Annotated in this window: 18 protein-coding genes; 8 read left to right on the plus strand and 10 right to left on the minus strand. The window is 66.9% G+C overall.

What is annotated here, in order from left to right:
- Positions 1–13: 13 nt before the first annotated feature.
- Positions 14–808, minus strand: a complete 795-nt coding sequence (locus tag HN018_RS01530; RefSeq protein WP_239478926.1) for a phytanoyl-CoA dioxygenase family protein — start codon at positions 806–808, stop codon at positions 14–16.
- Entirely contained in the window at positions 805–1,614 is an 810-nt protein-coding gene (locus tag HN018_RS01535) for a phosphocholine cytidylyltransferase family protein (RefSeq protein ID WP_171836163.1), read from the minus strand. Before HN018_RS01535 ends, HN018_RS01530 begins: the two co-directional genes overlap by 4 nt.
- A 202-nt stretch (positions 1,615–1,816) precedes the next feature.
- On the opposite strand from HN018_RS01535, the gene aepX reads away from it, so the two are divergent.
- The 3 genes from aepX to aepY are packed head-to-tail and all read left to right on the plus strand — an operon-like array spanning position 1,817 to position 5,106.
- The gene (aepX, locus tag HN018_RS01540) at positions 1,817–3,493 is read left to right on the plus strand and encodes a phosphoenolpyruvate mutase (protein ID WP_239478930.1); all 1,677 of its coding nucleotides are present in this window, start codon (positions 1,817–1,819) and stop codon (positions 3,491–3,493) included.
- A gap of 60 nt (positions 3,494–3,553) precedes the next feature.
- Positions 3,554–3,883, plus strand: coding sequence for a hypothetical protein (locus HN018_RS01545; protein WP_171836162.1), 330 nt, complete (start codon positions 3,554–3,556; stop codon positions 3,881–3,883).
- Between the two features lie 53 nt (positions 3,884–3,936).
- Positions 3,937–5,106, plus strand: coding sequence for a phosphonopyruvate decarboxylase (gene aepY / locus HN018_RS01550; RefSeq protein ID WP_171836161.1), 1,170 nt, complete (start codon positions 3,937–3,939; stop codon positions 5,104–5,106).
- Positions 5,107–5,127: 21 nt separating this feature from the next.
- Here the strand turns inward: aepY and HN018_RS01555 are convergent, their stop codons facing one another.
- The 3 genes from HN018_RS01555 to HN018_RS01565 all read right to left on the minus strand — a co-directional run bounded on the left by HN018_RS01555 (position 5,128) and on the right by HN018_RS01565 (position 7,378).
- On the minus strand, positions 5,128–5,781 hold the full coding sequence (locus HN018_RS01555) for a hypothetical protein (RefSeq protein WP_204259634.1): 654 nt from the start codon (positions 5,779–5,781) through the stop codon (positions 5,128–5,130).
- A 53-nt stretch (positions 5,782–5,834) separates the two neighbouring features.
- Positions 5,835–6,278, minus strand: coding sequence for a hypothetical protein (locus tag HN018_RS01560; protein ID WP_171836160.1), 444 nt, complete (start codon positions 6,276–6,278; stop codon positions 5,835–5,837).
- A 179-nt stretch (positions 6,279–6,457) separates the two neighbouring features.
- Positions 6,458–7,378: a bifunctional 5,10-methylenetetrahydrofolate dehydrogenase/5,10-methenyltetrahydrofolate cyclohydrolase gene (locus HN018_RS01565; protein ID WP_171836159.1), complete on the minus strand. Its 921-nt coding sequence runs from the start codon at positions 7,376–7,378 to the stop codon at positions 6,458–6,460.
- An 84-nt stretch (positions 7,379–7,462) separates the two neighbouring features.
- On the opposite strand from HN018_RS01565, the gene HN018_RS01570 reads away from it, so the two are divergent.
- Positions 7,463–8,524 carry a threonine aldolase family protein gene (locus HN018_RS01570; protein ID WP_171836158.1) on the plus strand — a complete coding sequence of 354 codons (1,062 nt, stop codon included), beginning with the start codon at positions 7,463–7,465 and terminating at the stop codon, positions 8,522–8,524.
- A gap of 19 nt (positions 8,525–8,543) precedes the next feature.
- Here the strand turns inward: HN018_RS01570 and HN018_RS01575 are convergent, their stop codons facing one another.
- Both HN018_RS01575 and secB read right to left on the minus strand, forming a co-directional pair.
- On the minus strand, positions 8,544–9,986 hold the full coding sequence (locus HN018_RS01575) for a M20/M25/M40 family metallo-hydrolase (protein WP_171836157.1): 1,443 nt from the start codon (positions 9,984–9,986) through the stop codon (positions 8,544–8,546).
- A gap of 71 nt (positions 9,987–10,057) precedes the next feature.
- Positions 10,058–10,645 carry a protein-export chaperone SecB gene (secB, locus tag HN018_RS01580; RefSeq protein WP_239478932.1) on the minus strand — a complete coding sequence of 196 codons (588 nt, stop codon included), beginning with the start codon at positions 10,643–10,645 and terminating at the stop codon, positions 10,058–10,060.
- 122 nt (positions 10,646–10,767) lie between these two features.
- Here secB and HN018_RS01585 point away from each other — a divergent pair, with 122 nt between their 5' ends.
- Positions 10,768–11,925, plus strand: a complete 1,158-nt coding sequence (locus tag HN018_RS01585; RefSeq protein ID WP_171836156.1) for a Fic family protein — start codon at positions 10,768–10,770, stop codon at positions 11,923–11,925.
- A 21-nt stretch (positions 11,926–11,946) separates the two neighbouring features.
- On the opposite strand, the gene HN018_RS01590 is transcribed toward HN018_RS01585, so the two are convergent.
- Complete coding sequence (locus HN018_RS01590; RefSeq protein ID WP_171836155.1) at positions 11,947–12,246, minus strand: hypothetical protein; 300 nt, start codon at positions 12,244–12,246, stop codon at positions 11,947–11,949.
- Between the two features lie 209 nt (positions 12,247–12,455).
- Here HN018_RS01590 and HN018_RS01595 point away from each other — a divergent pair, with 209 nt between their 5' ends.
- The 3 genes from HN018_RS01595 to HN018_RS01605 are packed head-to-tail and all read left to right on the plus strand — an operon-like array spanning position 12,456 to position 14,189.
- On the plus strand, positions 12,456–12,815 hold the full coding sequence (locus HN018_RS01595) for a lipopolysaccharide assembly protein LapA domain-containing protein (protein ID WP_171836154.1): 360 nt from the start codon (positions 12,456–12,458) through the stop codon (positions 12,813–12,815).
- Between the two features lie 7 nt (positions 12,816–12,822).
- A complete protein-coding gene (gene pyrF / locus HN018_RS01600; protein WP_171836153.1) occupies positions 12,823–13,551 on the plus strand; it encodes an orotidine-5'-phosphate decarboxylase in 729 nt (242 codons plus the stop codon).
- A complete protein-coding gene (locus tag HN018_RS01605; RefSeq protein ID WP_171836152.1) occupies positions 13,548–14,189 on the plus strand; it encodes a phosphoribosylanthranilate isomerase in 642 nt (213 codons plus the stop codon). The genes pyrF and HN018_RS01605 overlap by 4 nt, the downstream gene beginning before the upstream one ends.
- Here HN018_RS01605 and HN018_RS01610 read toward each other — a convergent pair.
- On the minus strand, positions 14,167–15,069 hold the full coding sequence (locus tag HN018_RS01610; protein ID WP_204259635.1) for a Brp/Blh family beta-carotene 15,15'-dioxygenase: 903 nt from the start codon (positions 15,067–15,069) through the stop codon (positions 14,167–14,169). The two genes, HN018_RS01605 and HN018_RS01610, sit on opposite strands and share 23 nt — an antisense overlap.
- A gap of 4 nt (positions 15,070–15,073) precedes the next feature.
- Positions 15,074–15,832 carry a bacteriorhodopsin gene (locus HN018_RS01615; protein WP_171836151.1) on the minus strand — a complete coding sequence of 253 codons (759 nt, stop codon included), beginning with the start codon at positions 15,830–15,832 and terminating at the stop codon, positions 15,074–15,076.
- Positions 15,833–15,870 lie beyond the last annotated feature (38 nt).

The raw sequence follows: 15,870 nt of genomic DNA on the forward strand, positions 1-15,870 counted from the left end.
ACGGACCGGATCGCTAGACCCGGAACACGTAGTTCGCGCCCGGCTTGCGCTCGATATCGGGTGGGAAGGCAGCACGCTTCTCGTCGAAGTAGCGGCGGCGATGGTCGCCCGCGTCGGCCCGGTTGTAGGTGAGGTACAGCACCCGGCGCGACCCGTCGGTCAGGTTCGGCTTGGAGGCATGCGGCACGAAGCTGTCGAAGAAGATCACGTCGCCGGGCTCGGTCGGAACCGCGACCAGCCCGAGCTCGTCCTCGGACAGCGGCGTCCATTCCGCGCCGATCAGGGCATGCGCGCGCGGAGCGGTGGCGATCTCGAGGCAGCCATTCTGGATCGTGGCCGCGTCGATGGTGACCAGGGCGGTCACGAAGATCGGTGCATACACGGTCCAGCCAGCCTGCTGGTCCTGGTGCGCCTTGAAGCCGTCCCCGCCCGGGTACTTGAAGTTGATCTTGTCCTTGAACAGCACGGTCTCGCCATCCATCAGCACCGACAGCCAGCGGCTCAGTGCGCCATGCCGGGCGACCTCGTCCATGACCGCATCGTGGCTGCAGAAATCCTCGATCCGCTGAACCACGCGCTGGCCGGACTGAAGGAGGCTGTCCTCGTGATAGACCATCTGGCCGCCGACGATTTCGGGGGCCGCCGCGATCTCGCCGGTGCGATCGATCAGCGCCCTGGTCTCGGCGGGCGAGAAGAACCCGCGCACGACGAGGTATCCGTCACGACGCATCGCCTGGATCTCGGCGACCGTCGGCATCCGCGCGCCGGCGCAGTCGATCGCCGGCCGGGGCTGGAACGCGGCGTTCATGCTGCGCCTCCGTCGAGCAGGGGCAGCAGGGCTTCGGCTTTGACCACGTCTTCCATGAAATCGATCTCCGTCCAGGGTAGCCCGCTGACGTCCTCGAACCCGAACATCGGCGAAGCCGATGCGCCGGCCCGGGAGGCGTCGTCGCGGATGAGGGCCCGAATAGGCTCCTCGTATTCGATCATGCGACCGCCGCCGGAGACGGTCGCATGCACACGCAAGGCCAGGCTGGCAGCGATATCTGCCGAGAACCGGAAGAAACCGACCGACTCGCCGTACCATAGATGGGGTGCGTCGGGCTGCTTGGCGAAATCGACGATCCGTCCGTCCGCATCGACGCAGATCCGGACCGGTTCGTCGCCGGGCTCGATCTCGCGATCCAGCAGCAGCACCGCCGGATGGGTGCTGCCGAACAGCCGCTCGATCATCGCCTGGCCGTAGAGGACGTCGGCATCCATCAGCACGACCGGGCCGCCATTCTCCACCACCGCCCGCCCGGCATCGAGGGACACGATGCTGCCCTCATGCCAGTCCGGATTGTGGATCAGGGTCACGCTGTCGCGTCGTCCCAGCCGCTCGAGTTCCGCCTCGATCAAATGGGCCTGGTAGCCCACGACCAGATGGACGGGTCCGGCGCCGGCTTGCGCCAGCCTTTCGAGATGACGCTGCAGCAGGGTCCGGCCACCGAAGGGGAGCAGGATCTTCGGGATGCCGGAAGCGGGGCCGTCGGTTCCCGAAAGGCGGCGTCCGCGTCCTGCGGCGAGGATCAGGACCGGGGGAGGAGCCCAGGCATGGGGACGTAGGCTCATCGCTTATTGTGGCCAATCCATACGGAATGATAGAAGAGTTTAGGACAATTACATGACACTCCGATGAGGATCGCGCAAATTGACGACCGGGACTGAGCCGACCCGCAACATGAAGTTGCGCGATCTCGATGGTACACGTTCCGGCGCATCAAGCCCTCAACAGTCCCAAGCCCCCGTTTCGCGCTTCTCGCGGCTTCGCGCGATGCTCGCCGGCCCGGATCTCTCCTTCCTGATGGAGGCGCATAGTGGCCTCTCCGCCAAGATCGTCGAGGAAGCGGGCTTCCAGGGCATCTGGGGCTCCGGCCTCTCGATGTCCGCGGCACTCGGGCTGCGCGACAACAACGAGGCGTCCTGGTCGCAGGTGCTCGAGCAGGTCGAATACATGGCCGATGCGACCTCGCTGCCGATCCTGCTGGACGGCGATACCGGGCACGGCAACTTCAACAATGTCCGCCGCTTCGTGCGCAAGCTGTGCGAGCGCGGCGTTGCCGGCGTCTGCATCGAGGACAAGCTGTTCCCCAAGACCAACAGCTTCATCGGCGAGGCCCAGCCGCTTGCCGACATGGAGGAGTTCTGCGGCCGCATCCGGGCCGGCAAGGACAGCCAGACCGACGATGATTTCTCGATCGTGGCCCGGATCGAGGCGCTGATCTCCGGCCATTCGATGGACGAGGCGTTGCGCCGTGCCGAGGCCTATCACCAGGCTGGTGCCGATGCGATCCTGATCCATTCCAAGAAGCGCACCGCGAACGAGATCATCGGTTTCATGGAGCGCTGGGGCAATCGCTGCCCGGTGGTGATCGTGCCCACCATGTACTACGGCACGCCCACCGACGCGTTCCGCAAGGCCGGCGTGTCGACCATCATCTGGGCCAACCACCTGGTCCGTGCCTCGATCACCGCGATGCGCACCACGGCCGCCCATATCCATGCCGACCAGAGCCTGACCCAGGTCGAGGGCCGCGTCGCCAGCGTGAAGGACATCTTCGCGCTGATGGACAACGACGAACTGGAGACCGCCGGCGACCGCTATCTGCCGGTGACCGGTGGCCCGGGCATGACCGATCCCGCGATCGCCGAAGCCACCGGTGCCGCCGGCGATCTCGCGGCAAGCGATGCGCCGGTGCGCGGCATCGTGCTGGCCGCGTCCCAGGGCGAGGCGCTCGGCCCACTCACCGCCGACCGGCCGAAATGCATGGTCGACGTGCGCGGTCGTCCGCTGCTGAGCCAGCTGCTGGACACGCTGCGCCAGAGCGGCGTGCGCGACATTGCCGTAGTCCGCGGCTTCGCGAAGGATGCGATCAGCGCCGAAACGGTGCCCTCGGCCGGCCTGACCCTGCTCGACAACGACCGGTTCGCGACCACCGGCGAAGTGGCGTCGCTGCTGCGTGCCGCCGATCGGCTGACCGGCGAGACCGTGCTGGTCTATGGCGACGTGTTGTTCCGCCGCTACATCCTGGACGCGCTGATGGGCGTGGAGGCGGACATCGTCATAGCCGTGGATGCGCTGCGCCAGCGGGCCGAGGGCCAGCGCGGCGCCCATAACCCGCACCCGCGCGACTTGGTGCTGGCCGACAAGCCGTTCTCGACCAGCTACCTCGACGACGAACCCGCGATCCTCTCGGCGATCGGCAGCGTGGCCGTTGGTGACAGCATGGGCGAGTGGATCGGCCTGATGCGGCTGAGCGCGCGTGGCGCCGGCCTGGTGCGGGCCGAGCTCGAATCGATGCAGGCCGACGGCTCGGCCGACCACGCCGATATCCCGGCTCTGCTCGCACGGGTCGCCGCAAGGCATCCGGTGGCGGTGCACTACATCACCGGGCATTGGCTCGATGTGGACACCATGACCGACCTGGCGGACGCGCGAAACTTCTCCTGATCCTGGCAGCGGGTTGGTGTCGAGCCCATCTACAGGGCCCGACACCGAACCGAGGTCGTCATGCGCCGTCTGATCCTGCTGGTCCTGCCGATCGTCACCGCATGCGCGGCCTCACCCGTCCGGGAAGCGCACGAGAGCGACGTCCACTGCATCCATCGGCTCTACGATTTCCCGAACCGTTCCAGCCCGTTCCCGACCGCCGCCAGCCAGTGCGCCGTGAACCGGACGGTCGACCTGACCGGCGACCCGTATTTCCAGGTGCTCGCCAGCAGCCTCAATGTCCCGTTCATCGACCGCAACCCGAAGCATGACAGCAGCATCGTGCTGACCGGCAGCAGGGTCGCCCAACCGACCGACCAGCCCCCACCGCCGCAGGTGTCCCTGCGCTGAGAGGGAGACTGAGAAGGGTTTTCCCCGGCATCCGATCGGTCTAAGCCGGCGACATGATCCAGGCCCAGACCTTCATCGATGCCGCCGCCGCGCGAGGCCTCGACTTCTACAGCGGCGTGCCGTGCTCGTTCCTCACGCCGATGATCAACCGGGTGATCGGTGCCGGTGGCGAAGGCGGCCGGCTGGACTATGTCGGTGCCGCCAGCGAGGGCGAGGCCGTGGCAATTGCCTCCGGCGCCTGGCTCGGCGGTCGCGGTGGCGTGGTCATCTGCCAGAACTCCGGGCTCGGCAACTGCGTCAATCCGCTCACCTCGCTGAACGTGCCGTTCCGGATTCCGCTGCTGCTGATCACCACGTGGCGTGGCCAGCCGGGCCTCGCCGACGAGCCGCAGCATGTGCTGATGGGGCAGATCACCCAGGCGATGCTCGATCTCTGCGCCGTGCCGAACCAGGCATTCCCGAAGCAGGATCATGAGATCGGTCCTGCCCTGGACGCAGCCTTTTCCCGCTTCGAGAACGACAACCTGCCGTTCGGACTGGTGATGGAGCAGGGCAGCGTCGCCGAGGAATCCCTGCCCGAAACCGCTTCGAGGCTGCCGGCTCCCGGTACATGGTCCGACCTGCGTCGCCACGCTGGCCGACCGAGCCGGGTCGCGTTGCTGGAACGGCTGCTAGCGTTGTCGCCCGACGAGGCGGCGGTCATCGCCACCACGGGCAAGAGCGGGCGCGAGTTGTTCACCCTGTCGGACCGGGAGCAGCACCTCTACCAGGTCGGCTCGATGGGCGGCGCCTCGGGCATGGCGCTGGGCGTGGCCCTCACGGTGCCGGACCGGCCAATCGTCGTGCTGGACGGGGACGGGGCCGCGCTGATGAAGCTTGGTTCGCTGGCGACCATCGGTGCAAGGCAGCCGAAAAACCTGATCCATGTGCTGCTGGATAATGGCGTTCACGACTCGACCGGCGGACAAAGTACCGTCTCGGCGTCGGTCGATTTTGCTGCGATCGCGCTGGCGTGCGGCTATCGCCTGGCCATTTCGACAGACGACGAAGCTGGATTTGCCCAAGCCGTCACAGCGGCATTGGCGAGCCCAGGTCCGGTTCTCATCCATGCCCGAATGATGCCGGGGTCTATGAAGGTGCTTGGACGACCGACGATCGCGCCGCACGATGTGGCGCGGCGCTTTCGCGGTTTCCTGAGCGAAAAACCGGTCCGGAAGGCCTGAGCCTTCCGGACCGATTCAGGCTCAGGGAACGTCGGCGCGCGGCGGCAGGGTCGTGCCCGACACGCCTGTGGTCGAGGTCGTCGTGGACGGCGTCCACGGCTCGGCAGCCTCGTCATGCTTGGTCCAGCCGCCGGCCTGGTACTCGCCGCGACGGGTCGTGGTGTCGATCGCCGTGTGACGATCGAGCACGCTCTCGACCAGTGCCGCCTGCGAGTCGTCGGCACGAACCGTGACCAGGTTGCCGCCGCGACGCACTGTCTCGGCATAAACGTGCGCGTCCTCGTGCGGGACGCCTGCGCCGGTCAGCATGCCGACCAGTCCTCCGGCACCGCCGCCGACCGCTGCGCCGACGCCGGCGCCGGTCAGTGTCGCGACCAGCCAGCCGGCGGCGATGACCGGGCCGACGCCCGGGATCGCCAGCGAGCCGATGCCGGCCAGGAGCCCGACGCCACCGCCGAGAATGGTGCCGATCGAGGCGCCGGTTCCGGCGCCCTGCTCGGCATCTTCGGCCTTTTCCTCATGCGCAAGGGTGTGGTCGGTGGTGCCGCCCGTCTTGCCTTCGTTGCCGATCAGGCTGATGTCGCTGTGCGGAATGCCGGCATCTTCGAGCGCGGTGACAACGCTGCGCGCATCGGCATAGCTGTCGTAGGCGCGCGTGATGGTGCGCTGTGCCATGGAAAGACTCCTGTGATTATAACCAAGTTTCGTTTATTCGAACGCGCGTCCGATTACTCGGTGCCGACGCTGCCCTTGTAGTCTTCCCAGACCTTGACGGCCGCGCCGTCATGCATGGCGGTGCCGTGCCAGACCCCGTTATCGTCCTTGGTCAGGTCCTTCACCTGGGTGAAGCCGTGCTTCATGATGCGGTGGCCAGCCTGCTTCTTGGTGAAGCTGTTGGCGCCCTTCGCCGGCATCGCGGTGCTGGCGCCGGTGGTCGCGACCGCCTGGTTGTGGTCGGTCATATTGTTGCTCATGCCGGATGCCGGGGCGTCGGTCGCCGCGGTGCCGGTGGTCGCATCTGTTCCGGCAGCGCCGTTCGTCGTCGCGCCGGTCGCGGTGGTTCCGGTCGTGTTGGTCCCGGCACCCGCGGTCTGTGCATTGGCGGTCTGTGCATACGTTCCGCCGACCAGTGCCGTGAAGGCGATGGCGGCGAAGAAGGTCGCGGACTTCATGTGACGTTCCTCATTGTCTTGCTGCAGGGTGCAGTACGCGTGACAACGACGGTGCGTGCGGATCGTTTCAAGGCGGTTTCAAGGCACGCTTACGCGCCTGATTCAGGGCGTACGGAGCATCATTCCGCCGACATGCCGGCCGGCCGGATCGGGATGCTCTGCCGACGCGACAACAAACTCTAGCGAAGCGACCGCTGCGCCGCTGTCAGGGTGTTGCGCAGCAGGCAGGCGATCGTCATCGGCCCGACGCCGCCCGGCACGGGGGTAAGCCGGCCCGCGCGACCCATCGCTTCATCGAACACCACGTCGCCGACCAGCCGGGTACGGCCTTCCGGCGTCGTCACGCGATTGATCCCGACATCGATGACCGTCGCACCCGGCTTGATCCACTCCCGCCGGACCAGTCCCTTGTGCCCGGTCGCCACCACCAGGATATCCGCCAGGCATGCCAGCGCGCCCACGTCCGCGGTCGCGACATGGCAGACGGTGACCGTGCATTCCTCCTGCAGCAGGAGTTGCGCCATCGGCCGCCCGACCAGGTTGGACTTGCCGACCACCACCGCATGCAGGCCCTTGAGGCTGCCGAGTTCGCCCCGCAGCAGCAGCAGGCAGCCGAGCGGGGTGCAGGGGACCAGCCCGGGCAGGCCGAGCGTGGTCAGGCCGACATTCATCGGGCCCAGCCCATCGACATCCTTGGCCGGGTCGATGGCGCTGGTGATCAGGGCGGCATCGATCCCGCGAGGAAGCGGCAACTGTACGAGGACGCCGTGGATGGTCGGGTCCGCATTGAGATCTGCGACCAGCGACAGCAGCTCCTGCTGCGTGGTCGAACCGGGCAGTATGTGCGCGATCGAGCGCATGCCGACCTGTTCGGTATGCGCGATCTTGGAGCGGACATAGACCTCGCTGGCCGGGTTGTTGCCGACAAGCACCACCGCCAGTCCGGGCACGATGCCGTGTTTCTCGGCGAGCTGGGCCACCTCGAGCTCGATTTCCGCGGTCAGGCGGGCGGCATGCGCCTTCCCGTCGATGAGACGCGTCTGGATCTGCCCCGCCTGCATCGGTATTGCCGGCACCGGGATGATGTTGGAGCGTGTCATGGGCGCCTCTCTCGGTGCAGTCGATGCAGTGCCGGCCAGGACAGCGACTGGAAACCCGATGTCGATGCAGGCAGGATGCGGCCGATGAAGCCCATACGAAAGAACTTCGGCAGCGACAATGTCGGTCCTGTCAGTCCAGCCATCCTGAATGCCATGATCGAGGCGAACGAGGGGGCGGTGCCATCCTACGGCGCCGACGCCTGGACTGCACGGCTGCAAACGGTCGTGCGCGATGTCTTTGAAACCGAGGTCGATGTGTTCGCGGTCGCCACCGGCACCGCAGCGAACGCCCTCGCCTTGTCGGCGATGGTGCCGACCTATGGCGCAGTCTATTGCGACGCCTCAGCGCATATCGATACCGACGAGTGCGGTGCGCCGGAATTCTTTACCGGCGGCGCCAAGCTGCTCGGCCTGCCGAGCCGCGATGGCCGTCTCTCGCCCGCAGCGCTCACCGCGCATCTCGAGGCCGGGCGCGGCATCGGCGTGCATAAAAGCCGTCCCACCGCGCTCAGCATCACCCAGGCGACCGAGTGGGGAACCATCTACGGTGTCAAGGACGTGCAGGCGATCGGCGAGACCGCACGCGGGCTCGGACTTTCGCTGCACATGGACGGCGCCCGCTTCGCCAATGCATTGGCGACGCTCGGTTGTTCGCCTGCCGATATCACCTGGAAGGCCGGCATCGACGTCCTGTCGCTCGGCGCTACCAAGAACGGTGCCATGGCGGCCGAAGCGGTGGTCTTCTTCAGGCGCGACCTGGCAGAGGAATTCTCGCGCCGTCGCAAGCGGGCGGGTCATCTCTGGTCGAAGTCGCGATACCTGAGCGCCCAGCTCGTCGCCTACCTGACCGACGATCTCTGGCTCCGGAACGCGCGCCAGGCTAACGCTATGGCAACACGCCTCGCCCGGGGACTGCTCGAGCTCGATGGGGTCGGCCTGCTGCACGAGGTGCAGTCGAACGAAGTGTTCGCGGTGCTGCCCGAGCCGGTGATCGGCCGGCTGGAGGCGGCCGGCTTCACCTTCTATCGCTGGTATCTGCCGGCCGGGGACACCCCGGTTCCCGGCACCGCGCCGGTTCGCCTGGTGACCGGTCTTGATACCGAGGCAGCCGATGTCGACGCGCTACTGGTGGAGGCAAGGGGCTGATCACAGCCCCGGGCCCACGTCAGATGGAGGCGAGAGCGTAGAGCACGCGCACCCAGGAGCGGGTGCCGCGATGGAAGCTCGACAGGTCGTATTTCTCGTTCGGCGAGTGGATGCGGTTATCGGCGCGGGCGAAGCCGATCAGCAGGCTGTCCATGCCGAGCGACTCCTGCAGGTCGCGCACCACCGGGATCGAGCCGCCGCTGCCGACCACGGCCGCCTCGGTGCCCCACTCCTCGGTCAGCGCCGCCAGCGCTGCCCGCAGGGATGGGCCCTCGATCGGCAGGCTGCTTGCGGTCGATCCGCCATGCGACCGGAAGGCGACGCTGCAGTCGGGGGGGATATGAGCCTGGACATGCGCCCGGAAGGCGGCCCGGATCGTTTCGGGGTCCTGGCCCGATACCATCCGGAACGAGACCTTGGCCGAGGCCTTGCCCGGCAGGACCGTCTTGAAGCCTTCGCCGCCGTAGCCGCCGGTGATGCCGTTGATCTCGTAGGTCGGCCGCGCCCAGGTCTGTTCCAGCGCCGAGAAACCGGGCTCGCCGGCCGGGATCGACAGGCCGACCGGGCCGAGCAGTTCGGCATCGGAAAAGCCGATCCGGTCCCAGCTTTCCTTCACCGTTGCCGGCAACGGCGAGACCCCGTCATAGAAGCCGGGCAGGGTGACGCGCCCCTCGGCATCGCGCAGCGAGGACAGGATCTCGACCAGCAGGTGCAGCGGGTTGCGCGCCGCATTGCCGTAGAGGCCGGAGTGCAGGTCGCGATCGGCGCAGGTGATGGTGATCTCCTCGCCGACCATCCCGCGCAGCATCGTGGTGATCGCGGGAACGTCGTCGCCCAGCATGTCGGTGTCGCAGATCAGCGCGAAGTCGGCCTTCAGCTCGTCCGCATGCGCGTCCAGGAAAGGCCGCAGGTTCGCGCCGCCGCTTTCCTCCTCGCCTTCCAGCAATACTGAAATCCGCAACGGGTAGCTGCCGTCCGCTGCCCGGATCGCCCGCAACGCCTCCAGGAACGTCATGACCTGGCCCTTGTCGTCTGACGCGCCGCGCGCGGTGATCCAGCGATCGGCCGCTTGACCGTCGCGTGCCGGCGCATCCACCAGGATCGGGTCGAACGGGTCGCGCGTCCAGAGCTCGATCGGGTCCACCGGCTGCACGTCGTAATGCCCATAGAACAGGACATGCGGCGCATTCAGTGCGGCAGCCCCCGGCGAACGGTCGTGTGCCACCACGATCGGCAGGCCCGGCGTATCCCGCACGCTCGCCTGGAACCCGAGCGAGGCCAGGTCGTCGCGCAGCCATTCGGCGGCGCGGCGACAATCCGGCGCATGGTCCGGCTGGGTGGATATGCTCGGAATGCGCAGGAGGGCAAACAGCCGCTCGAGGCTGGCATCGAGCTGGCGATCGACGTGATCGAGCGCCGGGCCCGGGTTGGAGCCGGCGGTGCGGGGGAAGGGTGCGTTCATCGGGCCAGCTTGCACCCGCCGCCGCCGGTTGTCAGCCGGGCGCCTGGATCAGGTTTGCGCGAAACAGCGTCTCAGGAGGGTGCCGCGGCTCCTGTATCCTGCTCCGGCTGGCTGTCCGGTGCGGGAGCGGTGGTGCCCTGGGCCAGCTTGCGCGTCTGCAGCATGGCGACGAAGTCGATCGGCTGGAGCATGACCGGCGGAAACCCAGCCTCGCGGGTGATGTCGGCGAGCACGCTTCGGGCGAATGGGAACAGCAGCCTCGGGCATTCCGCCAGCAGCAGCGGCTCGACCGCCGCCTGCATCACGTTCTGCAGGGTGAAGATGCCGCAATAGGCCAGTTCCAGCAGGAACGCGGTCTGCGGTGGTTCCTGGCCCTCGGCCGGCCGATGCGTGGTCGCACTGCACTTGATCAGCAGGGCGACCTCGAACACCGGATGATTTTCCTGCGCCTGGCGCGCCTGCACATCGAGCTGCACCGTCACGTGCGGCTGCAACGGCTGCATCGCATAGACCCCGGGCGCGCCCGGAACGCGGAAGCTGAGGTCGCGCACATACTGCGTCGAAAGTACCAGCGGCGGCAGGACCGGCTCGGGGGTCGTGGGACCGCCACCCAGGCTCGGCATGGTCTGTGCGATAGCGGAGGCAAGAGTGTCTGACATGATGATCGGTCGAGGCTCCGTTCTGTAACAAAGACTTACAGGAACCGCGCCAGCCGGGCGAGACCTGCCCGAACGCGGCGCGATGATACCGATCATTGCGATTTCGATGCATCCGAAACCCCATGGCGATCGTTTTAAACATTCACTGGTTGGAAGCGACCATCGTGTCGATCATGGACGACCCGGCAAGCCTCTCACGACGTTTCACCGAAGCCTGCGACGATACCGTCCCTGCGGGAAACCTGCTGGAGAGCTCCACCACCGTCAGGCTCGATCTGCCGCACCGCCTTGCCCTGTCGGACGCGCTCCTGCCGCTCGAAGGCACGGTCGATGCGTTCTGCCGGCTGCAGACACGGGTACGAGCAGCGTCGTTCGGAGATCGCCTGATCCGCGCCGAAAGCCGGTTCGACGCCCTGGCCCTGGGAACACCCGCCAGCAGCGCGGACGACCTTCTGCGCCTGCTGGTCCTGGAGGCTTCGGAGGAACAGCCAGGGCCACGTGCGATGCGCCAGGCGGCGAACGCCGTCGAGGCGCTCGAGCATGGCCTTCTCACGGTTCATGAGAACGGCGCCTCCGCGCTCACCCTCGGCCTGCTGCGGGATATGCACGACCGGCTCTGCGCTGGCCTGGACGAACCGGTAGCTCTCGACGAGACCAGGCAATCCACCCTGGTGGCCGACCCGATGCTGCGGGACCTCGAACGGTTCCTTGCCTGTTCGCCGGCCCTGCCGCTGCCGGTCCGGGTCGCGATCGTGGTGGCGCTGGTCGAGTGCGCCCAGCCGTTCGGGTCGGGCAATCGCCAGCTGGCTTGGCTGCTGCCGCCGATGATGATGGCAGCGGAAGGCCGGCTGCCGCTGTTCCTTGGACAGACCCTTGCAGCAGTCCTGGCGGATTACGAGACGGCCCTGGACGCACTGCGGGTCCGTCACGATTGGGAGGCCTGGATCTGCTTCTTCCTGAACAGGATGACACACGCCGCCGAGGTCGCGATCGACCGGCTGGAGCGCCTGGTGAGCTTGCAGCAGGCTCGCGAGCTCGAGCTCCTGCCACTGCGCTCGGATTCCACCGCGCGCCGGCTTGCCGAACTGGTGCTCGGCGTGCCGGTGCTGACGGTAGGCACGGCACAGGCCATGCTCGGCGTGTCGTTCCAGACGGCCAATGCAGCGGTCGCGACCCTGCAGAAGCTCGGTATCGTGACGCCCTATTCGAGCAATCGGCGCAACCGGGTGTTCATCGTCGAAGGAACTTTGGCGATGCTGGCAGGTGCCGGCCAGGCCTGACGCCGGCTCCGGGTAGGCGCTTCAGCTCAGGCGGCTGCGCAGGAAGCCCAGTGCCGGCAGAGGGGTCCAGCTCTTTGGCAGGTCGGTGCGGCGGATCGGTGCCACGCTGTAGCGCGGGATTGGCTGGCGCGTGCTGCGCAGGAAGTGCGCGTAGGCCTTCACCTGCTGCTCGCGCCAGGCCCGGTCGGCCAGTGCCGCATCCCGGTTCGGAAATATCTCGGCAATGCGGCTGGTGCGGCCGGCTTCCGCCATCACCGCCCACAGGCCGTCTTCTCCCGACCTGCCGTCGCGAACGCGCTGGAAAGGGACGACGTCACTCATGCTGCGGTAACCCATGCATCGAGGTGGACCGTGCCATCAACGATGACGAGACCATGACGTTCGCTTGCTGTGCAAGAGCGTCATCGATGCCGGCCGGAACCTCCGGCCATCCGCCCCCGTTTCGATAGCGCGTCGAGAAGCGGCTCGCGCCGGAGGCCTCCCGTGTGCCTGAGCTTGCGGGACAGGCGGCCGACCGCTAGGAGCCAATCATGCTGCGCCTGATCATTGCACTTCCCTTCCTGATCCTCCTGGTCGTCTTCGTTCTGTTCAACGAGACGCCGCAGGCCATGGTATTGCCCGGCTATTCCTGGCAATCGTCTCCGGGCGTCGTGGCTCTGATCGCCGCGGTGCTGTTCTTCCTGGTCGGTGCCCTGGTGGTCTGGTTCTCCGAACTGCAACAGCGCCGGCGGGCTCGTCGTGCCGAACAGCAGGTGCGTGCTTTGGAGATCCAGGTCACCGAACTGCGTGCGCAACTGGCCCAGTCGGTCGCCCAGCACGTAACCCACCAGGGCAGCATCCCGTCCCTCGCCACCGGCACTTCGACGGGCCTTCCGCCGGCTGCCTACTGAAGCCCCGATGTCCGGTCGACGAAACGGTCCGACCCGGCTGATCCTGGCGGTCGACACGACCGACCCGATACAGGCCGCAAGCTGGCTCGAAGCGGCTGGCTCGTCCTGCGACGCGATCAAGCTGGGGCTGGAATTCACCTACGCGAATGGCTTCGACGCTGTGAAGCGGCTGGCCACAGACCGCCCGTTGTTCCTCGATCTCAAGCTGCACGACATTCCCAACACCGTGGCCGCCGCCATACGGGCCCTGGCCCCGGTCCGGCCGGCGATGCTGACCATCCATGCCGCCGGCGGGGCCGCCATGATCGAGGCCGCGCGTGACGCGATCGAGACCAGCTTCCCGCCCGACGAGCATCCGATCCTGCTGGCGGTGACCGTGCTGACCAGCCTGGACGCCGAGGCGCTGCACTCGACCGGTGTCGCCGGTGGCCCGCGCCAGCAGGTGCTTCGGCTCGGCCGGCTGGCGCTTGCGGCCGGCGCGCATGGCCTGGTCTGTAGTCCGCACGAGGTGGCACCGCTGCGCGACGCGCTCGGCGCCGATCCCTGCCTGGTGGTGCCCGGCATCCGCCCGGCCGGCGCCGCGACCGACGACCAGAAGCGCATCATGACCCCTGCCGAGGCGCACCGCGCCGGTGCGGACTGGATCGTGGTCGGCCGGCCGATCACCCGCGCGGCCGATCCCGGCGCGATGGCCGCTGCCATCGCCGCCGAACTGGCCGATACCATCCTGGAATGAGCGAAGATCGCGCCAGCCGGATCAAGGTGAAGATCTGCGGCATCCGGGACGAGGCCGCGCTGGACGCGGCGGTCGATGCCGGAGCGGACTGGATCGGCTTCGTGTTCTTCCCGCGCTCGCCCCGCTTCATCACTGCGCCGGAAGCAGCGGTGCTGCACCGGCGGCTGGACGGCAAGGCATCCGCCGTCGGGCTGTTCGTCGAGCCGGAAGAGGGCGACATCGAACGCGTCCTGCAGCAGGTGCCGCTTGACATCCTGCAGCTCTACACCGCCCCGGAGCGCGCCCGGTATCTCCGTGAGAGGTTCCGGCGACCGGTCTGGCTGGCGCATGGCGTGAGCCGCCGGGACCAGTTGCCGGCCGCGCATGGCCTGGATGGCCTGGTCATCGAGTCGCGGCCGCCGGACGATGCATCCCGTCCGGGCGGCAACGGCCTAGCTTTCGACTGGTCGATCCTGCGAGGCTGGCAGGCGCCTACCCCCTGGCTGCTCGCGGGCGGCCTGACGCCGGCAAATGTCCGCGAGGCGATTGAGCTGAGCGGCACATCGGCCGTGGACGTCTCCTCGGGCGTTGAAAGCAGCCCCGGATGCAAGGATCCGGCGCTGATCCATCGGTTCGTCAGGTCCGCACGCGCCGACTGAGCCAGGTCTCGAAGAGCATGTGCGGCAGTGTCAGCGCGGCCAGCCCCTGGATCGTCAGGCACAGCAGGCGCTGGTCGGCTGGGCCGTGATAGAGCGGCCATAATGCCGCGCCGATCAGCAGCGTCAGGGCGGTGACCGGCAGTGCCAGCAGCGCGGCACTCCTGACGTCCCGGATGCGCGGGGCACGGAAATTGTCCCGGATCAGGCCCTGCATGTGGGCAGGGGCATGAATGCAGACGAAGTAGATAGCGAATGCCGTGACCGGTGGTGCGACGATAAATACGCAGGCCAGCAGTCCGGGCAGCATCAGCCGCGATTCCTGACCCGTCTGCAGGCGCCTGACCAACCACGTGGCGGCGCAGGCCAGCCATATCAGCGATGCGGCCCACAACCAGGCAGGCGGCTGCACCATGACAGTCCGCGAGACTGTGCCGAGCACAAGGCCGGTCGCCCCTGGATGTGCCAGCACCGCCATCGCGATCGGGAGTCCACCATGGACCACCACGTCCAGCCGACCGGCGCTGTCGCGATCCTCGGTGCCAAAGTGCAGCACAGATGCGATGAGGAAGAGGACCAGGGTTGGCAGTGGCGCAAGATGCCACGCGAGCAGCACGCCGGCTGCCAGTGCGAGATAAGGCGCGGCGAAGATCAGGAACCAGACTCTTGGAAACCGGCTTCGGAGCAACGAGCGGGCCAATTCGCCGTCGAGAGCACCATGCGGCACTCCCAGGACGATGACGGTCAGTAAAGCCGAGATGGTGGCTGGCCCACTCGGTAGCCAACCACTTGCAGCGATGCCCGCCCCTATGAGCAGGAGCGGGCTAACCCTGGTCAGGGCGCGTGTCGTTGCCGCCGGAACGGCAATGGCGCCCTGATGCATCAGACTACCGGGCAGCGCGGCCGGCGACAGGCGCGGTATAGACCTCTGACAGGTCACGGTCGGTAATCTTGGTGTCGGACGCGATCGACATGAACCCGTAGACCACCTTCGCAGCGACATCGAGGATCAGGATGAACACGATCGCCGCAGTGTCGCTGACCACATAGAGCCCGTCCGGTGATACGAGCAACACCAGCGGGTAGATGAGCCAGATGACCGACAGGATCATCGCGTTGCGACGATAGACCGTCTGCACGTCATCACGCTCTTCGTGGTTCGCCTGCATCAGTGAGACCCAGATCACGTAATACACGCCGATGAAGGCAACGCACGAGATCAGGAACCAGATCCACTTCAGGGACGGGATTTCGGACGCACCGAAAAAGAACGATGTCACGATCATGACGACGTCGGCCAGCACGATCCCGACGATAGCACCGGTCCGCTTAGAGCCGGCATGCATTGCCGTGTACGCGAGAGACACCAGGAGCAACGGCGTGGTGAACGCCCAGTCGATGTATCGTGCGAAATAGAAGATGCGCGTTCCGTCGATTGGCGCTGCCGCCGTATGGAACGGCAGAATGACCGCACCCTGTCCGGTCGCCATGGCGAAATAGGAGCAGGCGGCAATGATCGGCACGATACCATGAAGTACCGTCTGCAATTCTTCCGCTTTAGTCCGTCGCTTGCCGGTAAGGAGAATGCCGAGACCGCCGATAAGCATGATGGCAGTCGTCAGCCAGAGCCAGCCTGAAGCACTCATGATGTTAACCCATCCTTTTGTCCAGTCGACTGACAAGG

The sequence above is a fragment of the Lichenicola cladoniae genome (genome assembly GCF_013201075.1).
Lineage (GTDB): Bacteria > Pseudomonadota > Alphaproteobacteria > Acetobacterales > Acetobacteraceae > Lichenicola > Lichenicola cladoniae.